This is a genomic window from Galliscardovia ingluviei (assembly GCF_014635685.1).
GTDB classification, from domain to species: domain Bacteria; phylum Actinomycetota; class Actinomycetes; order Actinomycetales; family Bifidobacteriaceae; genus Galliscardovia; species Galliscardovia ingluviei.
Genome location: NZ_BMDH01000001.1, coordinates 164,105 through 183,990, shown reverse-complemented (window position 1 = coordinate 183,990; position 19,886 = coordinate 164,105). Strand labels below are relative to the sequence as shown.

At 45.8% G+C, this 19,886-nt stretch carries 17 protein-coding genes; 4 read left to right on the top strand and 13 right to left on the bottom strand.

From position 1 onward, the window contains the following. Positions 1 to 5: 5 nt before the first annotated feature. The 4 genes from IEU85_RS00815 to arc all read right to left on the bottom strand — a co-directional run bounded on the left by IEU85_RS00815 (position 6) and on the right by arc (position 4,760). Complete coding sequence (locus IEU85_RS00815; protein WP_188354359.1) at positions 6 to 197, bottom strand: ubiquitin-like protein Pup; 192 nt, start codon at positions 195 to 197, stop codon at positions 6 to 8. 191 nt (positions 198 to 388) lie between these two features. Continuing rightward, positions 389 to 1,240, bottom strand: coding sequence for an inositol monophosphatase family protein (locus tag IEU85_RS00810; RefSeq protein WP_188354358.1), 852 nt, complete (start codon positions 1,238 to 1,240; stop codon positions 389 to 391). A 205-nt stretch (positions 1,241 to 1,445) separates the two neighbouring features. Further along, complete coding sequence (locus IEU85_RS00805; RefSeq protein WP_188354357.1) at positions 1,446 to 3,077, bottom strand: proteasome accessory factor PafA2 family protein; 1,632 nt, start codon at positions 3,075 to 3,077, stop codon at positions 1,446 to 1,448. A gap of 24 nt (positions 3,078 to 3,101) precedes the next feature. Beyond that, the gene (arc, locus tag IEU85_RS00800) at positions 3,102 to 4,760 is read right to left on the bottom strand and encodes a proteasome ATPase (protein ID WP_188354356.1); all 1,659 of its coding nucleotides are present in this window, start codon (positions 4,758 to 4,760) and stop codon (positions 3,102 to 3,104) included. Positions 4,761 to 4,900: 140 nt separating this feature from the next. Between arc and serB the strand changes: the two genes are divergently transcribed. Next, the gene (serB, locus tag IEU85_RS00795) at positions 4,901 to 5,680 is read left to right on the top strand and encodes a phosphoserine phosphatase SerB (protein WP_188354355.1); all 780 of its coding nucleotides are present in this window, start codon (positions 4,901 to 4,903) and stop codon (positions 5,678 to 5,680) included. A 72-nt stretch (positions 5,681 to 5,752) separates the two neighbouring features. Here serB and IEU85_RS00790 read toward each other — a convergent pair whose 3' ends face one another. The 6 genes from IEU85_RS00790 to rpoZ all read right to left on the bottom strand — a co-directional run bounded on the left by IEU85_RS00790 (position 5,753) and on the right by rpoZ (position 13,371). Then, complete coding sequence (locus IEU85_RS00790) at positions 5,753 to 7,348, bottom strand: RsmB/NOP family class I SAM-dependent RNA methyltransferase (RefSeq protein ID WP_188354354.1); 1,596 nt, start codon at positions 7,346 to 7,348, stop codon at positions 5,753 to 5,755. A gap of 81 nt (positions 7,349 to 7,429) precedes the next feature. After that, a complete protein-coding gene (fmt, locus tag IEU85_RS00785; RefSeq protein ID WP_188354353.1) occupies positions 7,430 to 8,443 on the bottom strand; it encodes a methionyl-tRNA formyltransferase in 1,014 nt (337 codons plus the stop codon). 103 nt (positions 8,444 to 8,546) lie between these two features. Next, entirely contained in the window at positions 8,547 to 9,272 is a 726-nt protein-coding gene (locus IEU85_RS00780; RefSeq protein WP_188354352.1) for an HAD family hydrolase, read from the bottom strand. Positions 9,273 to 9,428: 156 nt separating this feature from the next. Beyond that, a complete protein-coding gene (locus tag IEU85_RS00775; RefSeq protein ID WP_188354351.1) occupies positions 9,429 to 11,696 on the bottom strand; it encodes a primosomal protein N' family DNA-binding protein in 2,268 nt (755 codons plus the stop codon). A 30-nt stretch (positions 11,697 to 11,726) separates the two neighbouring features. Next, positions 11,727 to 12,944 carry a methionine adenosyltransferase gene (gene metK / locus IEU85_RS00770; RefSeq protein ID WP_188354350.1) on the bottom strand — a complete coding sequence of 406 codons (1,218 nt, stop codon included), beginning with the start codon at positions 12,942 to 12,944 and terminating at the stop codon, positions 11,727 to 11,729. A 142-nt stretch (positions 12,945 to 13,086) separates the two neighbouring features. Further along, positions 13,087 to 13,371 carry a DNA-directed RNA polymerase subunit omega gene (gene rpoZ / locus IEU85_RS00765; RefSeq protein WP_188354349.1) on the bottom strand — a complete coding sequence of 95 codons (285 nt, stop codon included), beginning with the start codon at positions 13,369 to 13,371 and terminating at the stop codon, positions 13,087 to 13,089. A gap of 218 nt (positions 13,372 to 13,589) precedes the next feature. On the opposite strand from rpoZ, the gene ilvD reads away from it, so the two are divergent. The 3 genes from ilvD to IEU85_RS00750 all read left to right on the top strand — a co-directional run bounded on the left by ilvD (position 13,590) and on the right by IEU85_RS00750 (position 17,600). Next, positions 13,590 to 15,452: a dihydroxy-acid dehydratase gene (gene ilvD / locus IEU85_RS00760; RefSeq protein WP_188354348.1), complete on the top strand. Its 1,863-nt coding sequence runs from the start codon at positions 13,590 to 13,592 to the stop codon at positions 15,450 to 15,452. A 351-nt stretch (positions 15,453 to 15,803) separates the two neighbouring features. Continuing rightward, complete coding sequence (locus tag IEU85_RS00755; RefSeq protein WP_188354347.1) at positions 15,804 to 16,001, top strand: hypothetical protein; 198 nt, start codon at positions 15,804 to 15,806, stop codon at positions 15,999 to 16,001. 42 nt (positions 16,002 to 16,043) lie between these two features. Continuing rightward, the gene (locus IEU85_RS00750) at positions 16,044 to 17,600 is read left to right on the top strand and encodes a DNA cytosine methyltransferase (protein WP_188354346.1); all 1,557 of its coding nucleotides are present in this window, start codon (positions 16,044 to 16,046) and stop codon (positions 17,598 to 17,600) included. On the opposite strand, the gene IEU85_RS00745 is transcribed toward IEU85_RS00750, so the two are convergent. The 3 genes from IEU85_RS00745 to IEU85_RS08770 form a co-directional block, all read right to left on the bottom strand. Continuing rightward, entirely contained in the window at positions 17,590 to 18,777 is a 1,188-nt protein-coding gene (locus IEU85_RS00745) for an MvaI/BcnI family restriction endonuclease (protein ID WP_188354345.1), read from the bottom strand. The genes IEU85_RS00750 and IEU85_RS00745 overlap by 11 nt on opposite strands. A 175-nt stretch (positions 18,778 to 18,952) precedes the next feature. Then, the gene (locus IEU85_RS00740; RefSeq protein ID WP_188354344.1) at positions 18,953 to 19,498 is read right to left on the bottom strand and encodes a hypothetical protein; all 546 of its coding nucleotides are present in this window, start codon (positions 19,496 to 19,498) and stop codon (positions 18,953 to 18,955) included. A 9-nt stretch (positions 19,499 to 19,507) separates the two neighbouring features. After that, positions 19,508 to 19,630 (bottom strand): hypothetical protein, encoded by a 123-nt coding sequence (locus tag IEU85_RS08770; RefSeq protein ID WP_268234202.1) that lies wholly within the window; start codon positions 19,628 to 19,630, stop codon positions 19,508 to 19,510. Positions 19,631 to 19,886 lie beyond the last annotated feature (256 nt).

The following is a 19,886-nucleotide window of genomic DNA, read 5'->3' as shown; positions in this document are numbered from 1 at the left end:
AGTTTTTACTCACCGCCCTGTTGCACAAAACTTGATACATACTCTTGGGCATTGGTTGCAAGTACCGATGCAATATCGTCGAGTACTGCATCAAAGTCCTGAGTTTGTGCCTGAAATTGTTGGCTGTGCTGCGCCTCTTGCTGCGCTACCACTTGGTCTTGCTGCGCTGACGATCGTTGTTGTTGCTCTTGTGGCATACTTCCTCACTTTTGCATGGTGTTACACTGCATAGCTTCATATTGCATGGTGCCATATTGCACAAGTTGCAGTCGCATTGCGCGGTGTGCATTACTTCGTTTCCGGCTCATGCTTACCATGTAACACTTACCGACTTATGCATACCGGCTCATGCTTACAGACTAGTGCGCTCGCGATGCTTGTGCAATACCTAGTTTCCCATGTGAGCACGCAAATATGGGGTTAATGCGTCAGTAATCGGACCATTAGAAGCCACAATATCGTTATTTTCACCCCATACTATTTCACTACCATCCCAGCGTGAAAGCCTGCCTTGTGCCTCCCACACCACAACTGCCGCTGCAGAGACTGCAGGAAAATCCCATGAATGCAATGTTGGTTCAAAATATGCGTCATAACTACCATCCGCTACACGGCACAAATCCATAGATGCAGGCCCAATGCGCTTAATATCGGCTGGCATACCGGCAATATCGGAGACGGTTTCTAACGCACGGTGCGATTCATCAGAGAAGTATGACATGCCGAAGCACAATACGGAGCCTTGTAGTGTTGGTGTGGTTGTTGGCATGATTTTTTCGCGTTTCTCTTCTCCTGCAGCATTCACGCGAATACGAATAGCACCCTGGCCTTTAGCAGCAATATAGGTGGTGCGTAATGCTGGAGCATGCACAATACCCATTGCTGGATACATTTCACCTTCATTATTCACGTGCAGCAACGATACGGTAATCGTCCACTCAGGCATATTACGGGCATAGTTAATTGAGCCGTCAATATGACCAATACACCAGTAATATTCTCCGGGCTGGCGCGCAGATCCAACAGCTTCCCAATCCTCAAAAGGCGCAATCTGCCGTATGCGCTCGTGGCAAAAGCGCATAACGCGCTCGTCAATTTCTGAGGAAATTTGCATACGGCGATCTTGCGCTTGTTGTGTTTGCTGGTCTAAATCATGTGGCTTGAGCTGGTCTCCTAAAGCATACTGTCCAGCTTCAGTAACTACAGCAACTACTTGTAAGGCAAGTTCACGTAAATCCATTTGCACTCACTCTCTACATTCTTTTATAGTGTGCATGGCCATATTGGCTCTCGTCTAGCTATAAACACGTATATAAAAACGTATCGGTTTTACCTACTACCCTCTAATACGGTTTTGTCGTTCTCTATTTCTGCCTATTTCCTACTTATGTATACTTCTATGTGATTAGTTTGCTATGAGCTATTCTAGCGGCACTCCTTTACCGCTACCAATGACGCAATACATCCTCAATACTGGAACTGTTAGCTATTACTTGTAAGCGTCGCTGAGTAGCAGCATCATCGGGAGTCTGCATGCGTATATCATGGATGTTTCCCTCTGTATCACACACTACTATAGAACTCCATGAGAGCGCACGAATAGACTGAGGCCATTTATTCAACAAAGCTACACGAAGTCGCGCTCGGTCGGTGAGCCCTTGTGTGTACAACGCACGGTACTGTTCTGCCTTGCTATTAGGAATGTTATCAAGGTTTGGCAGAGGCTGTACATTACCCGAGACTTTGGCATAAAGTGATTCTTCTGGATCAAGCGCTCCCCATGCAATATCGCATGCCGCGCACTGTGCAGCTGCCCAATTAGTGTGTAACTTGCGGCGAATACGCTCAATTATCTGCCATTTGAGCAACCACTCAATACGACTTGCTGCATCGCGCGCAAAAAGCCGTTCCTCATCGCTTATCCCTGTAAGAGTATCAAGGTCATCAAGCACTTGCTGCCATAACTGCATAACGAGTGCTGTATCCTGATCCGGCCAGCATACTAGCTGCTTCTCGCGATTTATGTCACCAGAATTTTCACTTTCATCGTCCGCAATTCCGTAAACCGCCGCACCAACACTGTGTACTTCATCAAACAGCCTATGTTGTATTTCAAGCGCTGTAAGCTGCTGACCGCTGCGCACAGGAACTTTTACTTGCAAAGCAAGATCATGCGAAAACTCATGTATGGCACGCACTGGATCCTCTGGTACTACACCATCTAATAACGCCGCAAATGCCGCAGGAGTGTATTCCTTACATGCCGGGTCATAGGCACATTCAGCAAGCCACGCCAACATGGATGTTGCTCCAAGTTTTATCATATTTGGGATAGGCATACAGTTAGCATCCCCCGAAATTACGTGCAATCGGCGCATAGCACTACTGCTATGTGATTCATCGCGCGTATTAACTATAGGGCGTTCAAAAGTAGTTTGCAGACCAAGTTTGGCATGCATAAAATCTGCACGCTGGGAAATTTGAAAACCCGCCCGCTCACTTCGCTCACCAATCCCTACCCTGCCAGCGCCAACCAGTACAATACGCGAACTGAAATGGGCAAGCATAAGATCAGCGAGTTGCTCAAACGGCACTATTCGTGATATTTGGTAACTCTCATGCGCTCCCCAACTAGCTCCCTTGCCATCAGTAGTTGAGCGATACAGGTGAATATTACGCCCTTGAGTTTGTAAGATCTGCGCGGCAGACAGCATGAGCGTATCACCCAGCATAGTGGCAGCAACTGCTGCGCGAGGAGTATTAACTTCCGCACTCGAATACTCAGGGTGCGCATGGTCTACATAGCAGCGAGCGCCAAAATCACTTACCGTGTTGGTAATAAAACGCTGAGGCTCATCCGTGAGCATATCAGCACGAGCGCTGGCTCGCGGCAAATGGTATCCACGCGCATCATTGATAGGGTCTTCTCCTCGATAATCCCATCGAATATGACGCCGAGCTGAGGTAGCTACAGCATCAATTACATCAAAGGAAAGTTGAACAGGATTAGCATTGGGATGATCTCTGTCAAGAATGCCATATTCAAGTTCAGTACCCATTGGACGCAATACACTCACGCTTACCACCTTATGTTTACTGTCTTATTGCCGTACACATGCCGCAATCAATGCCACAATATCACCTTCAGTCGCAATATCGTTAAGTCGCGCCCACTGGCTCGGATTAGCTTCACTAGATTGTGCAGCAAGCTCTTCATATTCGCGTTCTACTGCTTGATGCACCAGCGCCATACTCATAGGCATAAATTGCAAAGCCGCTTCATCATTCTTCATCGTGTAAGCTGTGACATCAGTTGGTGTTGATTGTGCTTTACTAATCGTCGCTTTAATAGCAGCTGTTTTTGCACGATCTACAATATTGCGTAGCATTGCACCGCTTATTAAATCAGCAAAATAAATCGGTCGCAATACTGTTTGCGCACTACCCGCTTGCATTTTTTGTTCTTGCAACTGGCATACTAATCGACTGCTATCGCGTGTAAAAATATCCTCAATCATGGCGCTGATAACATCTTGCGCATTCACTCCAGATTCAAAAGGCAAGTCGTCAGTAATATAGTGACTTAAAATTGCAGCAGCCTGTGCCCTATCTGGGCGAGCAATATGTACTTTAATATCCAATCGCCCTGGGCGTAATACTGCAGGATCGATCATGTCAATTCTGTTTGAAGCGCCAATAATAATCACATTATGTAAGGCTTCTACACCGTCAAGCTCTGCAAGAAACTGCGGCACAATTGTTGTTTCTACATCAGAAGAAATGCCTGTTCCTCTAGTACGTAGCAGCGAATCCATTTCATCGATAAACACTACGACCGGTCGTCCATCGCGAGCGCGCAATCTGGCACGTTCGAACATTTCTCGCAGCAACCGCTCAGATTCACCGACATACTTACTGAGTAATTGTGGACCTTTCACCGAAAGAAATACGCCCTTACCGCCCTGACGCTCAGCTAACGCATGAGCCAATGCTTTAGCAATCAGCGTTTTACCATTACCCGGAGGCCCATATAGCAACACTCCACGAGGCGGCACTAAATGATAACGCGCAAAAGCATCGCTGTAAGCAAATGGCAATTCAACTGCATCTCGTATTTGCGATATTTGTGCGTCAAGCCCGCCAATATCTTCAAATGTCGTATTTGGCACTTCTTCAAGCACTAAATCACTGTCTTCACGCTGGTCGATAACTTCAAGCGCAAACATAGCGTGCACATCTAAGCACACCATACTGCCCGGTTTGATTAATGTGTGAGCCAATTCTCCAGAACGCAATACTATGCTGAGCGTACCCGACTGATCCGCAACCTGTAATCGTCCATCCTCAAGTACAGTATCCACTATGCGCACCGGACCTGTAGACGGTAGCTGCCTCGTATCACATAAAATCAAATTGTCATTAACCAGCACCGTTTGTCCAGCACTGAGACGGTGAACATTCACCGTAGGTGCTACTCCTACCGACATCAGTCGCCCGCTGAGCGTCACTAATGCTGTAGTATGGCGCACACCATCATCATCCGTATACGACCCGTCAATACTACGAAATGTAGCAACGGTAAGCGGCGGATGTGATAATCCTGCAAGCTGCGACTTAGCAATTTTCAGTTCTTGACTAGCACGAGTTAATGCAGCTGCGAGCGCATGATTTTTCTGCATCAGTACATCAGCATGACGAGCCAACTCAGCGAGTTTGCGCTCGCTTTCAGTGGCTGCCTGCGTATTGTGAGTATCGCTCATCGTACCCTCCCTAAGTGGGATATACCAGTTCTGCAATCTATTGTGCCCATATTTATAAGCAAGGGCAAGAGCATACTCCTTACTTTCCCACATTGCGTAACAGTGCATACTTCATGCAATATGTTTGTTAGAGTGTTGCTATGAATTCAACTACTCCAGCACACAGCGACCCAGATCAGCACAGTACCTCATTGCACACCAAGGGCTCAGACATAGGCGAATCGCAGAATAATGCAGTATCGCGTAATAATGCCCAGTTGCAGAACAATGCGGTTAGGGGACTTATTGTTATGGATATTGATGCCACAGTAATTGATGAAGAGGTTATCGACCAGCTGGCAATGGTTGCAGGAGTAGAAGACCAAGTTGCCCCTATTACAGCACAAGCAATGCGCGGCGAACTGGATTTTGAGCAAGCGCTACGACATCGTGTGTCACTACTTAGAGGCTTGCCAAGTAGTGTATTTGCGCAAGTGTATCGCACCTTACATCCTACGCATGGCGTGCGTGAGCTTATTGAGACTGCGCATCAACATGGGTTCAAAGTAGGTGTAGTTTCTGGTGGTTTCCACGAGGTTGCAGATATGTTAGTGCGTGATTTACATATTGATTACTGTTTAGCGCATCGCCTTGAAATAGCCAATGGTGTACTTACAGGCAATGTTGAAGGTGATATTGTCACTAAAACACGCAAACAGCAAATGCTGAGCACTTGGGCACAAGAGTGTGGTCTTTCCATGGATCGAACAGTAGCTATTGGCGATGGTGCGAATGATATTCCTATGATTCTTAGTGCAGGTGTGGGTATCGCATTTTGCGCTAAACCCAAAACCCGTGCCAGCGCGCCTTTTGCTATTGATACCCGCGATCTGATGCTGGCTTGGCCGATTATTGCTCAGAAACTGCATATTACCAACTAATACGCAAATCAGCATGGGTATCACCTGACGCTGTATATCACCCTTGTATACGCCATGCCAAATGCGAACTCGTTATCGCTTGCGCAATAGGCTGATAAACATTTGGTCGCTGTGATGCAAATGTTCAAAAAGCGTCACATCTCCTGGTCGATTAGGCAACGGCATCGGCTTGCATACTCTACGCAATACCTCGGTGGTATCAAGCCTTTCCACACGCTGCGCATACTGCGGGTCTGCTAGCACATCATCTACAATTTGCACAGTTTCTTCTACTACCGGAGAGCATGTGACATACGCGATAACACCACCTGACATTGTGGCGTCAATACCGGAACGCAATAATTGCGCTTGCAATTGCGTAAGATCATCAATATCTTCTGGTCGCTTACGCCATCTTGCTTCGGGACGGCGACGCAATGCACCTAAACCGGAGCAAGGCGCATCAACCAGTACGCGCGTAAACTGTTCGCGCATATGTTTGCCAAAATACCTGCCATCATGCTCATACACGGTATCCACAGCTTCACTCGGTAGCCCTTCAATATTGCTACGCACCAAGTTTGCACGATGAGCACTTGGCTCATTCGCACTAACCACAATATTGCGTTCAGCAGCTAGAGACGCTATTAATGCTGTTTTTCCACCAGGACCCGCACACATATCCAACCAGTGAGCGCGTGCCGATATTGGCATACTTGCTAAACTCTGCTGCTCGTAATCCGACGCCTGACCTTCAACCGAAGCGTGTGCCAGAGCCAAAGCAGCACATTGACTTCCCTCATCCTCTACGCCAACCAGCTTATGTTGTATGGCTGGAATCTGCGCTGGATTTACACCGCTAACACGTAATGCGTATGGGCTGAGCAGCCCCTCTTGTACTACTGCTCGGCGTGGCAATTGTGCTTGCAAATCCTCTTGCGAAATAGCTTGACCATGGCGAGCCAGCGTGACCATAGCAGGTTGGTTATCCTCCTCTAGCATGCTACTTACTACCGCCATAGCATCACCTTCTTCATCATACCCAGCATGCTTCCACGCCTGATACAATGCTTCAACAATCCATTTCGGGTGAGAATACCGCACAGCAAGACGTTCAAATTGGTTATGGCTATCAATACGAGAAACAATCATTGACTGCCACGTCTGCAATGGCTTAGCAATAATTTGGTGCATTACTGCATTAACAAAGCCAGCTCTTCCTTTGCCATACAGTGATTTCGCTAATACTACAGTACTGGCACCAACAGCGTGTGGCGCAATTTCCATCCACAATGCCTGATACGTGCCAAGCTCAAGAATAGGTACTATCATGTCATCAATATCGTCAAGAGCACGGTGCGCAGCAGCCGCAATAATTGGACGAATCAGCCCTCGCCAGCGCAGTACTCCATACACAATATCGGTTACTAATGCGCTATCCGCTGTGCTTAATTGCGCATGCGCACATAGTTTTGGCACTAACAGATTACTAAAACTATGCTGCTCATCAATCCGCAGCAGCGCCTCGTAGGCAACGCGCCTTGCATCAGCATGACGGGGTATTTTGCGATTTGCTTGAGATGCGCCTCGAGCTGACGCCTGCTGATGTGGTTCTTGACCTTGTGCACGTCGATTTAATGTTTTTGCCGAACGATGTTGACGTTGTCCAGCAAGACCTTGAGCATTCATATTCACCTATGTTCATACACAATTGCTATTCGTCACATAGTACGTATAAGACTATTATATACAATTTGCACCATAAGCACACTACTTGGCTAGCACGGCATCACTCAAGTGTGCTCCACGTGCCCAATCTGCAGCACGCATAACTTTTTTGCCTTGCGCCTGCACTTCAAGTAGTTCTATCAAACCTTGACCGCAGCGCAGCCATACGTGACGTTTGTCAGCAGCAATGCGTCCAAGCGCAACATCTTCAAGATTAACACCAGCAAACCCACGTTCCAGTACAGTTTGCGCATCTTCAGATGGCACACACTGGGCACGCAATACTCGTAACAGTATCCCATTATCAGGCTGAGTGGCATCGGTTAAGCTCACCCAAGCTCCGGGAGCCGGAGCGCATGCACGAATCTGATTGACTATCTGTTCACACGGCGCGCTCACTGCAATATGAGCATCATCATGGGTGATTTTTGCAGCATAGCTCACGCCCTCTTCGCTTTGCGCATGCAAAACAGCTGTACCGTGCGCTACCTGTTGCAAAGCATGCACTAAAAGTGGCGCCTGCTCTACTGCCATTCGTTCAAGCAGCTCACCAGCATTCTCTTCATCAGCAATTGCTGTAGGCTCTTGCGCCACAATAGGGCCATCATCCATGCCTACGTCAATACGAAATACGGTAGCTCCCGTACTCTCCATACCCTGCCAAATAGCACGTTGAGCAGGTGCTGCCCCTCGCAATGTTGGCAATAGAGAGAAATGTAAATTAAACCAACCTTGCGGCAACGCCTCAAGCACTGGACGTTTTAAGATATTGCCAAAAGCAACCACTGCTGCTGCATCAACATGCAACGTGCGCAAGGTCTCTAACCATTGCTCACTATTAGGATTATCCTCATATACTGGCAATCCTAGTTCAAGTGCTCGCGTCTTTACTGGACTTGGTTTGAGCTTACGCCCACGTCCACTTGGTGCATCAGGTCTTGTTAATACGGCAACAACATCAATATCATCAGCCGCTACTAATGCTTCTAGTGAAGGAACTGCCACCTGAGGTGTTCCAGCAAAAATAATACGCACGCCTTCTCCTTGACCTAGCATTGCACAATACTATGTACCCAATTGTCTAGATTACACTATTGCACTAGCATATGCACCAACAGCAAACTATCAATATATATCAAACTATCAATGCATCAATCCATCAGCTCATCAGATCATTAAGATGTAATGGCTGAGCTAAAGGCACACCGTAGCGTATAAGCTCTGCACGTACTTCCTGCATATCACTTAAACGAATACCGCGCATGCCCACAGCATTAGCACCAACAATATTCATAGCTTTATCGTCAATAAACACACTTGTTGCCGCATTAATACCAAACTGGCGCAACGCATACTCGTAAATATCAGCATGTGGTTTGCGCAATCCAACATTGCCTGAAACAACTGAGTCCTGCAACTGCTGCAGAATTGGGCAATACTGGTAAGCAATTGGGAATAGCTCTTTCTCCCAGTTTGACAATCCCCATACGCGAATCCCCAAAGATTTCAACTCTTGCACCAGCACACGTGCACCTGGAACCACGCCAGTTAAAGAATCTTCAAAATTAGCAATATAGTATTCTAAAATTGAAGCCCAAGGCTCGCCGTGTGTTTCACGCATCCATGCTATTGCTTCCTCCTGTGATACCCCTGCATCCATGCGGTCATTAACATCATAAAAACCTGAAATATCATTATCGAGAAATGCGTCAATCACATCCTGCGCATACCGTGGTTTGAGTACAGATTGCGGATCCCACGTAATAAGCACATTGCCAAAATCAAAGACTACATCAGTAATTGGCTCATGCAAATGCGCAGCTGCCTGTTGTTCAGCCACCATAACGTTATATTGCATTTGCGGCTCTCCTGGCCAACCTTTCATACTGCCTCCTTGCATTGTGTAACTACGTAACGCAACTACTACATAAGAACTATTGGATGTATCACCTACATACTACCTATACATGAAACGCTACCTATAGGCAAACTAGAGCTACTTAAATAGGTTGAATCTGCACAACATATGCGCTCGGCAAGTCTAGAGCACATCTTTAGGATCCATAGCAAAACGCAATTCCGTACGAGCCCGTCCTGCAGCATGTTTGGCAATACTAGCACGCAGTCGCAGCGCAAGTTCATCACGCTGATCATGAGATACACGAATAATGGCACGCACACGGTCTTGAGCAATATCAAGCTGCCCACGCTCGTTAGGTTCAGGCGCAATCGGACGCGGCCCTAATACACTAGGCCAATCCATATCACCACAATGTACAGTTGCCCAAGGCCCATCCAATACTCCAATATCATGAAGCGTTTGGGTCACTGCATCACGCTCTCCCCAAACAGTAGCGGCACTTATAACCGGAGGAAACACCGCGGCAGCACGCTCTTGAAGCTCTTCTTGTGCCAAGATACTCGAATCCCACTGCATCAGTGAGTTTGCCATAGCTTCATCTGCTTGCCCAATCAAGAGCACTTGCCCTTCATTCGCCCTGCTTGCTGCCATAGAAGCTGCCTGCATCCACTGCTGAAGCATATCAATACGCGCATCAATACCTTGAGCATACAAACTTACCCAAGCATCAATCAACAGCACTGCCCGATAGGTGCCATACCCATGAGGTGTAGTAACCCTCGGAATAGCGCCATAACTTGCCAACACTACTACGCTACTGTAATCAATTTGTTCCACAATACCGCGAGGCTGGTCTGGATTAGATACCACAATAGGCACATTACGCAGTACATCGCGTAATTCTTGTACTGTATCGAGCGATCCTACACGCACTGTTTGCAGTTGCGTGCCGCCACATTTCGGGCACGAAAAATGCACTGCCGGAGTACCACACCATGCACATTGTGGTGCGTACGCTTGTGCAGATTGTAGCGGCCCTTGGCAAATATGGCATCTTGCAAGTGTATGACAAGTGCCGCAAGCAAAAACAGAACTTGTACTCGCATGCGGCATAGCAACAAGTACTGGACCTTTTTTCAATGCTTGATACACTGCTTCTACCGCACGGTGTGGCAAACGTGTATGCGCTGTTGGGTCGCCTTGCTGTGTAGCATCTTCCGGATTAAGCCAACGTACCCACGGCATATGTGTTTTCAACGTGGCACGATATGGGATAACTTCACTGGCTTGACGTTGCTCTATCTGCCACTGGCTCATAGCAGAACGAGCATGGGAAGCCACAATCAAAGTACCATCATGGCGGCGAGCGCGCAATGCGAGCACGTGGCGCACTTGCGGATAAGGCATAAACCCATCGGCATACTGATACACATCATCATCGACGACAATATATACCGGTCGCTTGGTTAGAGGCGCATACATGGTGGCTCGCAGTCCAATCACGCAGGACACTTGCCCACTCGCTAGTGCCATGTATCCGCGATAGCGTTCTTCTGGAGTCATTGTGGAATATAGCGTCACCACATCTCCGCTGTATATTCCTGATGCTTCATCTTGGCAAGTAAATGGAGTCAGTCCGTAGGCCGCTAAAGCACTAGCCATATCAGTAAGGCGGCGCACATCAGGTAATACAACAGCTATGCTTCTGCCCTCAAGTAAGCCCTGTACTACTACCCAAGCGAGATCCTTAGCCCACAGACGAGGCCCGGGCAGAGTTTGATATACCACTGTTTGTGTGGCATGAGCTTGTAGCGCATTACGCAGCTGGTCACTACCAGAATACTGGGATTGTATTCTTTTCCATGCTTGTTCTGACGATTGTTGAATATGCTCGGTACGAGTACCAAACGGTAATTGTGTATTATGCCGCTGCGTGCGCTCGGCGCGTTCTGTAAGCCAAGTATCAACCCGAGCAACTCGGGGAGGAATGGCAAGCCGAATAATATTAGCGGGAGTACCACCGTATGCATCTGCAATTGCTTCAATATCGCCGCGCATTGCCTCATCTGCAACAATTACCGGTGAAATAACGCGCTCTAGAAACCGCAATGATGCAGTAGGAGTATCGCTATGCTCCTGACGTTTCCAGATAATACCGTCAAGCAACTGGTGACCAAATCGCACACGCACACGCACACCTGGTAATGCTTGACTATCTTGCGACTGGTCTACAAGATAGTCAAACGTTCGCCCTAAATGTGTGGCTTGCACATCAAGCATTACCGAAGCAATAGGCTTATGATCAGCCGGCACATGGATTTTATGGTTGGCGCGTTTGCGCTTACGTGGAGCCAATCCATCTAATGCCAGCTGCTGCGCCTGTTGAGCAATTTGCTGGCGTGCAGCAATATCATTATGCTCTTCATTGCTCTTTGGCGAACTCGACATGTCCAATCACCAGCACTATGTGTATTACATTTACTTCATTGCAGCAATAACCTGTTGTAGCTGCTGGACTTTATTAGTGTGTTCCCATGTAAATTCTGGTAACTCGCGTCCAAAATGACCATAAGCCGCAGTCTTACTATAAATCGGACGAAGCAAATCAAGCTGGTCAACAATAGCTGCAGGACGCAAATCAAACACCTCATGCACTGCATGCTGAATCATTTCGCGGCTGATACCTTGTGCCTCAGTGCCGTATGTTTCCACATCAATAGAAACAGGATCAGCTACACCAATCGCATAAGCAATCTGCACTTCTACACGATGCGCAAGACCAGCGGCAACAATATTCTTAGCTACCCAACGCGCAGCATATGCTGCAGAACGATCAACTTTACTTGGATCTTTACCACTGAACGCGCCACCACCATGATGCGCCGCACCACCATACGTATCGACAATAATTTTGCGCCCTGTAAGCCCAGCATCAGCAGCCGGACCACCAAGCACAAAAGAACCAGTAGGATTCACCAGCACACGATACTGGTCATGAGCAATACGGTCAGCACACACTTCATCCAAAATCGGGGTAATCACATGCTTGGTAAGCTGCTCTTGCAACCAAGCACTATCAACCTCAGGATCATGTTGCGTAGAAATAAGTACTGTTTCCACATACTGCGGCGTATTGCCTTCATATGCAATGGTCACCTGAGTTTTACCATCCGGGCGCAAATGTGGGACAATCCCCTCTTTACGCACCTCGGCTAGTCTCATTGACAAACGATGCGCAAGATAAATCGGCAATGGCATCAAAGTTTGCGTCTCATCACTGGCATAGCCAAAAATAACGCCCTGATCGCCAGCACCCTGCGCCTCATAACGCTCTTCTTGAGACGCAACAGATTCCTGGCTTGCATCCAAACGAGAGACACCTTGATTGATTTCAGCACTCTGCCCAGTAAGCGAAACCACCACGCCACAAGAAGCAGCATCCAAGCCAATGTCTGAGCTGGTATAGCCGATACGAGCAACTACATCACGCACAATAGACTGAATATCGCTATAGCCTTCGCTATTAACCTCACCAAATACAAAGAACTGCCCAGTGGTAGCACACGTTTCTACAGCAACATGAGAGTGCGGGTCTTGACGCAGCATATCATCTAAAATTGCGTCAGAAATTTGATCGCACACCTTATCAGGATGCCCTTCAGTCACCGATTCAGCACTAATTAGTCGTATATCCATTCCATCTCCATGTACTTACGCAACACGTGCTGTGGTTACACGCTCCTGCAATACTTTTTGTAATACTACTGTTATAAAAAAGGCTCTGCATAGCACAGAAGTACTGCTAAACAGAGCCTGAACTACGCTTAATGGTTATTTATTAATTACCCTCATTAACGTCATCTTCACCAAGCGTCTCTTCAAGCAGTCCCTCATCAATTTCACGGAATGCGATAGACAATGGCTTTTCTTGATTCTGATACTCAACAAGAGGTCCTACATTCTGCAACAGACCTTCATTGAGCTGAGTAAAGTACGAATTAATTTGACGCGCACGCTTGGCAGCAAAAATTGCCAATGCATACTTCGAATCGGCATGATTCATCAAATCATCAAGTGGTGGATTTGCAAGACCCTGTGGTTCTGGGCTTGTGCCGAGTGCCATGGCTACTCCCAACTTTACGTCTGTACGTATATCTCTATTCGTATTGGTATACCGATACCGACATACTCTTAACTTTGAACTTCACAAGTCTAGCGCCAATCATTGACATGAGCCACGTATACAATGATGCAGCATAATCCACTCTTAAGTCACCACCCTTATTGTCCACAATATGACCTTCCTACGCGTTGAAGTACTATAAGTGGTTGAATGTCACCATGGTAGAAATGCGATCAGCTAAACTCATGAATAACCGCGTATTCGCGGGGGCTCGTGCACTCTATCGCGCCGCGGGCGTAGACGCTAACGATTTTGGCAAGCCAATTATTGCAATTGCAAACTCTTTCTCCGAGTTTGTACCTGGTCACGTGTTCTTGTCAAAAGTAGGACGCTTGGTTTCTCAGGCCGTCAAAGAAGCAGGTGGCATTCCACGTGAGTTCAATACTATTGCCGTCGACGATGGTATTGCAATGGGTCATACGGGTATGCTCTACTCACTGCCAAGCCGTGATTTAATTGCTGATGCTGTAGAGTATTCAGTCAATGCGCATTGTGCGGATGCTCTGATTTGTATTTCTAACTGCGATAAAATCACCCCGGGCATGTTGATGGCGGCATTGCGCCTTAACATTCCAACCATTTTTGTTTCCGGCGGTCCAATGGAAGCCGGCACTACTGTGCTTACTGATGGTACAGTCAAAGAAAATACTGATTTGATTGACGTTATGTATGCCACGGCAGATAATAACGTTTCTGATGAAGATTTGCTGGCATACGAGCAGTCTGTTTGCCCGACTTGTGGATCATGCGCCGGTATGTTCACAGCAAATTCCATGAACTGCCTGAACGAGGCTATTGGTTTGGCTCTGTCTGGGAATGGCACTGTGCTGGCTTCACACCAGTATCGTAAGGATTTGTTCGTGAAAGCCGGGCACGAAATCGTCAAGTTGGCACATCGCTATTATGATGACGATGATACTTCGGTATTGCCACGTTCTATCGCCACCAAGGAAGCCTTTGAAAACGCCATGACTATGGATGTGGCTATGGGCGGCTCTACCAATACTGTGTTGCATATTTTGGCAGCAGCACAAAGCGCTGACGTGGACTTCACTCTTGATGATATTGAACGCATTAGCCACGATGTGCCATGTATCTGTCAGGCAAGCCCATCGGGTCCTTGGGAGATCTCTGACGTACACCGCGCAGGTGGTATTAACGGTATTCTCGGCGAGCTTGATCGTGCAGGCAAACTACATCACAATACTCACAGCGTTGATTATCCATCGTTAGAGGCTAAGCTCAACGACTGGGATATTATGCGTGAGTCTTGCACTGAAGAAGCCAAGCAGCTGTATTTAGCGGCTCCAGGTCATATTAAGTCACCAGAACCGTGGACACACGCTACTACTTTTGATTCTTTGGACACTGACCGCGAGCATGGCGCTATTCGTGATATCGATCATCCTGCTATCAAAGAGGGTGGTTTGGCTGTATTGCGCGGTAATTTAGCTCCTGATGGTTGCGTGGTGAAAACTGCCGGCGTGCCAGAAGAGATTTGGAAGTTCCGCGGTCCTGCCTTGGTTGTGGAATCTCAAGAGCAGGCTATTGAAGTAATTTTGAATGACACCCTCAAGCCTGGTCAGGCGCTGATTATTCGCTATGAGGGCCCAAAGGGCGGTCCTGGCATGCAAGAAATGCTCTACCCTACTTCATTTGTTAAAGGCAAGGGCATTGGCAAGGATGTCGCGCTGATTACTGATGGTCGCTACTCAGGCGGTTCCTCTGGTCTGTCTATCGGACATGTGGCTCCGGAAGCTGCAAATAAGGGTCCAATTGCATTGGTTGAAAATGGCGATATTATCACTATTGATATTCCAAACCGTTCCATCAACGTGGAATTAAGCGATGAAGAGCTTGCTCAGCGCCGTGCAGCACTTGAAGCAGGCGACGGTTATGTTGCTCATCGCAATCGTCACGTTTCACAAGCTCTGAAGGCTTATGCAGCATTTGCCCGCTCAGCTGATAAAGGCGCAACTCGCGACCCAGAACTTATCGACAAGATGAGCGGACTCGCCTAAGCGCAGCATTGCTACATCGTATTTGTATGAAAGGGCATAGTCACAAGCTATGCCCTTTTGTAATATGTCCATACTTCATTCTGACATGAGCTTTGCTACTTAAACATTAGTAGTGGAAACATATCTCAATAATTCGTCTATGTTACTTTTCGTTCGCTTACAAGCAAATGTAAGCACTTGCTCCCCCTATTTACAAAATTAGAGTTATTTAGTATTCTTTTGTTTTCAAATTTAAACTATTCAGCTATCTCTCTCTTTAACACTTTAAAAATTGATTAACACCTGATTAGCTTTCTTGATATTATAATATTGTAGTATAGTATTAATGTAGTAATCAGAAAGTGAAACCAGATGCTCAACACAGACGAAAATTCACCAGAAAGTAAGCAGGACGACCCCTGGGAAGTCACATCATTGAAAATGCGACGTAGCACAAAGCGCGCCATAAAAGTTTATGCAGCAGAACATGATGAAACTATGCAAAACATTCTTGAGCAGGCTCTAACAAATCTGCTTACTGAGAAAAATAGAAAATACATGCAAGAGTAAGTAAGATGGCGCATCGTACATACTTAAATAAAGGAGAAGACAGTGGTACAGTCCAATACTCCTAATTTTATCGAACTGTTTGCAGGTTGTGGAGGTCTTAGTCTCGGACTTCGCTCTGTAGGATTTCATGAATCCATGGCGAATGAGTTGTCTTCTATGCCTGCAGAGACTTTTGCTCTTAATTTGATGAATATTGATATGCGTTCGACAACATTCCAACAAACGGAGATAAAAGAGCGTAAGGTTCTTTGGATTAACCCCTCTTCCGATGATGTACTCGAGCGTCTTGTTGATAATCCATTTGAACGACCAGAAACGAATATATCGGAATTATCAAGTACAGATGATTTTGACGGCAAGCTTATCGTCGGAGATATTCGCCGACTAAATAAGTTTATTGAGAATCGTGGTGAACCGCTAATCCACGGAGAAGTCGATTTAGTTTCTGGCGGCCCTCCTTGCCAGAGTTTCTCTTTAGCTGGACGCCGCGAGTTAGGAAATCAACGAAATCAGTTACCATGGGAGTTTGCTAAATTCGTTAACTCTCAACGCCCACGTATGGTCTTACTAGAGAATGTAGAAGGCATTCTCCGTCCTTTTAAAGAAGGAGATGTTACCTACTATGCGTGGTTTGAGGTATGTAAGGCCTTTGCCAATATAGGTTATGTTACATGCCCGATGCTGGTGAATGCTCGTTTTGCTGGTGTAGCACAGAATAGGCCTCGTTTTATCATGCTGGCTATACGCGAAGATTTGATTAATAATCTTGACGACAATACTTTAATTTGGTTCGAACAAGGTCGCAGGCTTATTAAAGAAGTTAAAAATAATAATCCTGCCTTCGATAAGGCACTATGGGCTTATTGGGATCTTACTAACACCGATTCTAATAAAGCACAAAACTCTCTCTTTGAACCACTAGTCGCTTTCCGCGATACAGAACGCCAACATAGCGTATTCGACGCAATTTGCGACCTTCAAGACGAAAACCCTGCCCCTCTCAGTGAATACGTACACAATATCAATTCTACGTTTAGTGATTATCTCGAGGGCGGCAGTAAAGAAATGAAGAATCTGCGCCATCCTAATAGCACACCTAAAGTTAAAGCACGATTCCGCTTATACCAGATTATTGCAAACTCATCTAAATCCATAGGCGATGAGATCAAAAAAATTATGCGTAAACAACAATCCACTATCTCAGAGCTGACATATCAAGTGTTAGCAAAAGCAGACTTGCTTTACTATGAAGATAAACTTCCTAAAACTCCTGAGCAGATGGTTGGATATTTGCAAGGTTTAGCTACTCGTAAATTCTCACAAAGAGCTTTAATTAGTAACCTTCCAGCTCCAGCAGCTCTGTCTATTCCAGATGATGTTGCACATTATTGTGAACCTCGCACTCTGTCAGTTCGAGAAATGGCTCGCATTCAATCTTTCCCTGATACTTTCGAATTCCGAGGTATTGCAACTACGGGTGGTGAACGTAGACGCTATCAAGTTCCCCAATACACGCAAATTGGAAATGCAGTGCCCCCACTTCTTGGACGCGCATTGGGGAAAGTCGTGAAATCAATATTATTAGAGCTTAAAAAATAAACTCTTCAGGCTCAGAAAATAAAAGAGGGAAATCATTTTTGTTCATCTTGAATAAGACACCGTGATCTCGCCACTTGCCGTCTACATTAAAGTGAGCGGCGAGGTCTAATGTCACTTTATCTGCTTCAATTAGTGGGGCAAGCAGCGATGCGTTCGGGTTCTTTGTATGCATTACACGAACATAACGAAAATATTCGACTCCATCAATCATTTCTGAAGTCGCTCCAACCCAAAATGTTTCAGGATGTTTAGTACGTAGTCGCTCTTTAAGCAGTTTCATAGTCCACGATGCGACATAACTTCGTTTATCACCATCCTGATACTTCATATCAAGACGATCATCATTCTCATTTACTTCCAGTACTAACCCATACGCATTTGGTCTAGAAACACGGAAAGTTTCATAAAGCTGCAGTCGTGCATCGGAGGATCCACGTGGAACCTGCATCTTACCGTACTTCTCAACGATTTCTCTATATGGCATGCCAGCATCAGGTACTTGAGAAAATAACGTCGAACGTGTCGGTGTACGCAATTTCCCATTACGTGTAAGTCTAGTTGTTTTGAGTTCAATACCCATATAATCAGGATTCTTGGAATTGTTTCGCTGAATACCGAGGGCATGTTCAAGAGTATCTCCCACTCCCGGATCACCAGGAGTAATAGAACGCTGTGGTCCAGCAGCATTAATCTGACGAATAAGCTCAAGCAACTGCTGCTCTATTAGACTGCTATTGTCACCAGAACTAAGGATGTTATATGCATAATCATGCTTTACAAGAGAATCAGCAACAAAGGTATCAGAGAGATTAAAGACATATATTGCGCCATCTATTACTGTGAGCGCTAGTAGATTACACGGCTGACAGTACTTTTTCAGATCGTAAAACCAAATTCTAGGATCACCGGACTTTGTGATTGGACGATAAAGCGATGCTTGTGTCTCAACCACCCTATCTGAGTGAACGAAAAAAGCAGGAACAACATGCTTATTTTCTGGTCCTTGCGATTGAGTCTGGAAATCGTGAACCTTTGATTCCGATAGCAAATCTCTCACTGGAGCAACAGCATCCATAATGGACTTTTTGTAGCCAGTTGGAGTTGGAACTAAAAATGCCACAGGTGTATTCAACTTAGCAAAAATTGTAGCAAAATTTTCAACTGGCGTGTCAGACATACTAAGCATAAAAACCTCGCTTACATCATTGACACAGTACGCTTATACAAGCATAGCCCTTGTATCGTTTCTAAACGTGGATATAAGCTCATCTGGTGCGTTGCCAAGTCCGTGCTCCATACCATTAGCTATATCTTAGCTTTTCTACAAATGAACAATCCTTGTCACTTTGTGTTTAGTGAAACCAGCTAAAAATTGCACAATAGTCGATAATAGAAAACAAAGTGCAGAACACTGCCATTCCTAGACACAGGTAGCCCCATTTAATCAAACGGATACGCCTATTCTCATCCTCGCGTGCTTTCTTCTCATTCTCAATTTTATTGTCAATTTGATATAGGATTACAGACTTCTTACTCTTTATGCATGCGTCATCGCGCAATATTTGCAATGGAAGCTCATAATCTATCCGTCTTGGATTAAAAATATCAAATAACCCAATTATGACAGCGAAGAATATGCACAATAGAGCAACATACTTTAGCCATTGCACTTGAACATTTGATATAGCTGTGAGCGGAGAGGTAAGAGATGCAAACCCTATCAACTGTAAACTAAGTTGTATTGATGTATCAACTTGATGCCGTCGATACTCCTGTTGACGATTTGCTTCATCTAACACATATGTGAGTGACTCAATAACTTCTAATTCGCTACTCGCCTGATTAATTTCATTGAATTGCCCATGCTTCGCTTCGGAAGACTTCAAATCTCTTGACATATTCTTGCCTCAGCAAGTATGAAAATGAGCCAGATCCAAAGAGTGCTGCACAATATGAATCTGATTCTCCGGATCAGCTTGGCTAGCAGGTAACACAGGTTTCCACGACTGATCTTGTAACTGCTCTGGCACATCTTATCCTTTCACTGAGTATTTCATATATAAGTTCCAATTAGCTAAGATAGTCTTAGTACTTATCCTTTGTTTGTCTGCCCATACGAACACAACTATGCGAATAGCAATAATATGTAATCATTCAAACCACATGTTTTTCTTAAATCTCATCGAAAAACATTTTCATTCCATTATTTTCGATTATTTTTCAATACCTATTTTCACTTTTATCAGTGTAACTCTATGATCAATATATTGTATCACTTATAAAACA

What these genes read in the sequence shown, in the direction of transcription:
- IEU85_RS00815 (WP_188354359.1), bottom strand. Translation starts at nt 197, where the DNA reads ATGCCACAAGAGCAACAACAACGATCGTCAGCGCAGCAAGACCAAGTG.
- IEU85_RS00810 (WP_188354358.1), bottom strand. Translation starts at nt 1,240, where the DNA reads ATGGATTTACGTGAACTTGCCTTACAAGTAGTTGCTGTAGTTACTGAA.
- arc (WP_188354356.1), bottom strand. Translation starts at nt 4,760, where the DNA reads ATGAGCGATACTCACAATACGCAGGCAGCCACTGAAAGCGAGCGCAAA.
- serB (WP_188354355.1), top strand. Translation starts at nt 4,901, where the DNA reads ATGAATTCAACTACTCCAGCACACAGCGACCCAGATCAGCACAGTACC.
- IEU85_RS00790 (WP_188354354.1), bottom strand. Translation starts at nt 7,348, where the DNA reads ATGAATGCTCAAGGTCTTGCTGGACAACGTCAACATCGTTCGGCAAAA.
- fmt (WP_188354353.1), bottom strand. Translation starts at nt 8,443, where the DNA reads ATGCTAGGTCAAGGAGAAGGCGTGCGTATTATTTTTGCTGGAACACCT.
- IEU85_RS00780 (WP_188354352.1), bottom strand. Translation starts at nt 9,272, where the DNA reads ATGAAAGGTTGGCCAGGAGAGCCGCAAATGCAATATAACGTTATGGTG.
- IEU85_RS00775 (WP_188354351.1), bottom strand. Translation starts at nt 11,696, where the DNA reads ATGTCGAGTTCGCCAAAGAGCAATGAAGAGCATAATGATATTGCTGCA.
- metK (WP_188354350.1), bottom strand. Translation starts at nt 12,944, where the DNA reads ATGGATATACGACTAATTAGTGCTGAATCGGTGACTGAAGGGCATCCT.
- rpoZ (WP_188354349.1), bottom strand. Translation starts at nt 13,371, where the DNA reads ATGGCACTCGGCACAAGCCCAGAACCACAGGGTCTTGCAAATCCACCA.
- ilvD (WP_188354348.1), top strand. Translation starts at nt 13,590, where the DNA reads ATGGTAGAAATGCGATCAGCTAAACTCATGAATAACCGCGTATTCGCG.
- IEU85_RS00755 (WP_188354347.1), top strand. Translation starts at nt 15,804, where the DNA reads ATGCTCAACACAGACGAAAATTCACCAGAAAGTAAGCAGGACGACCCC.
- IEU85_RS00745 (WP_188354345.1), bottom strand. Translation starts at nt 18,777, where the DNA reads ATGTCTGACACGCCAGTTGAAAATTTTGCTACAATTTTTGCTAAGTTG.
- IEU85_RS00740 (WP_188354344.1), bottom strand. Translation starts at nt 19,498, where the DNA reads ATGTCAAGAGATTTGAAGTCTTCCGAAGCGAAGCATGGGCAATTCAAT.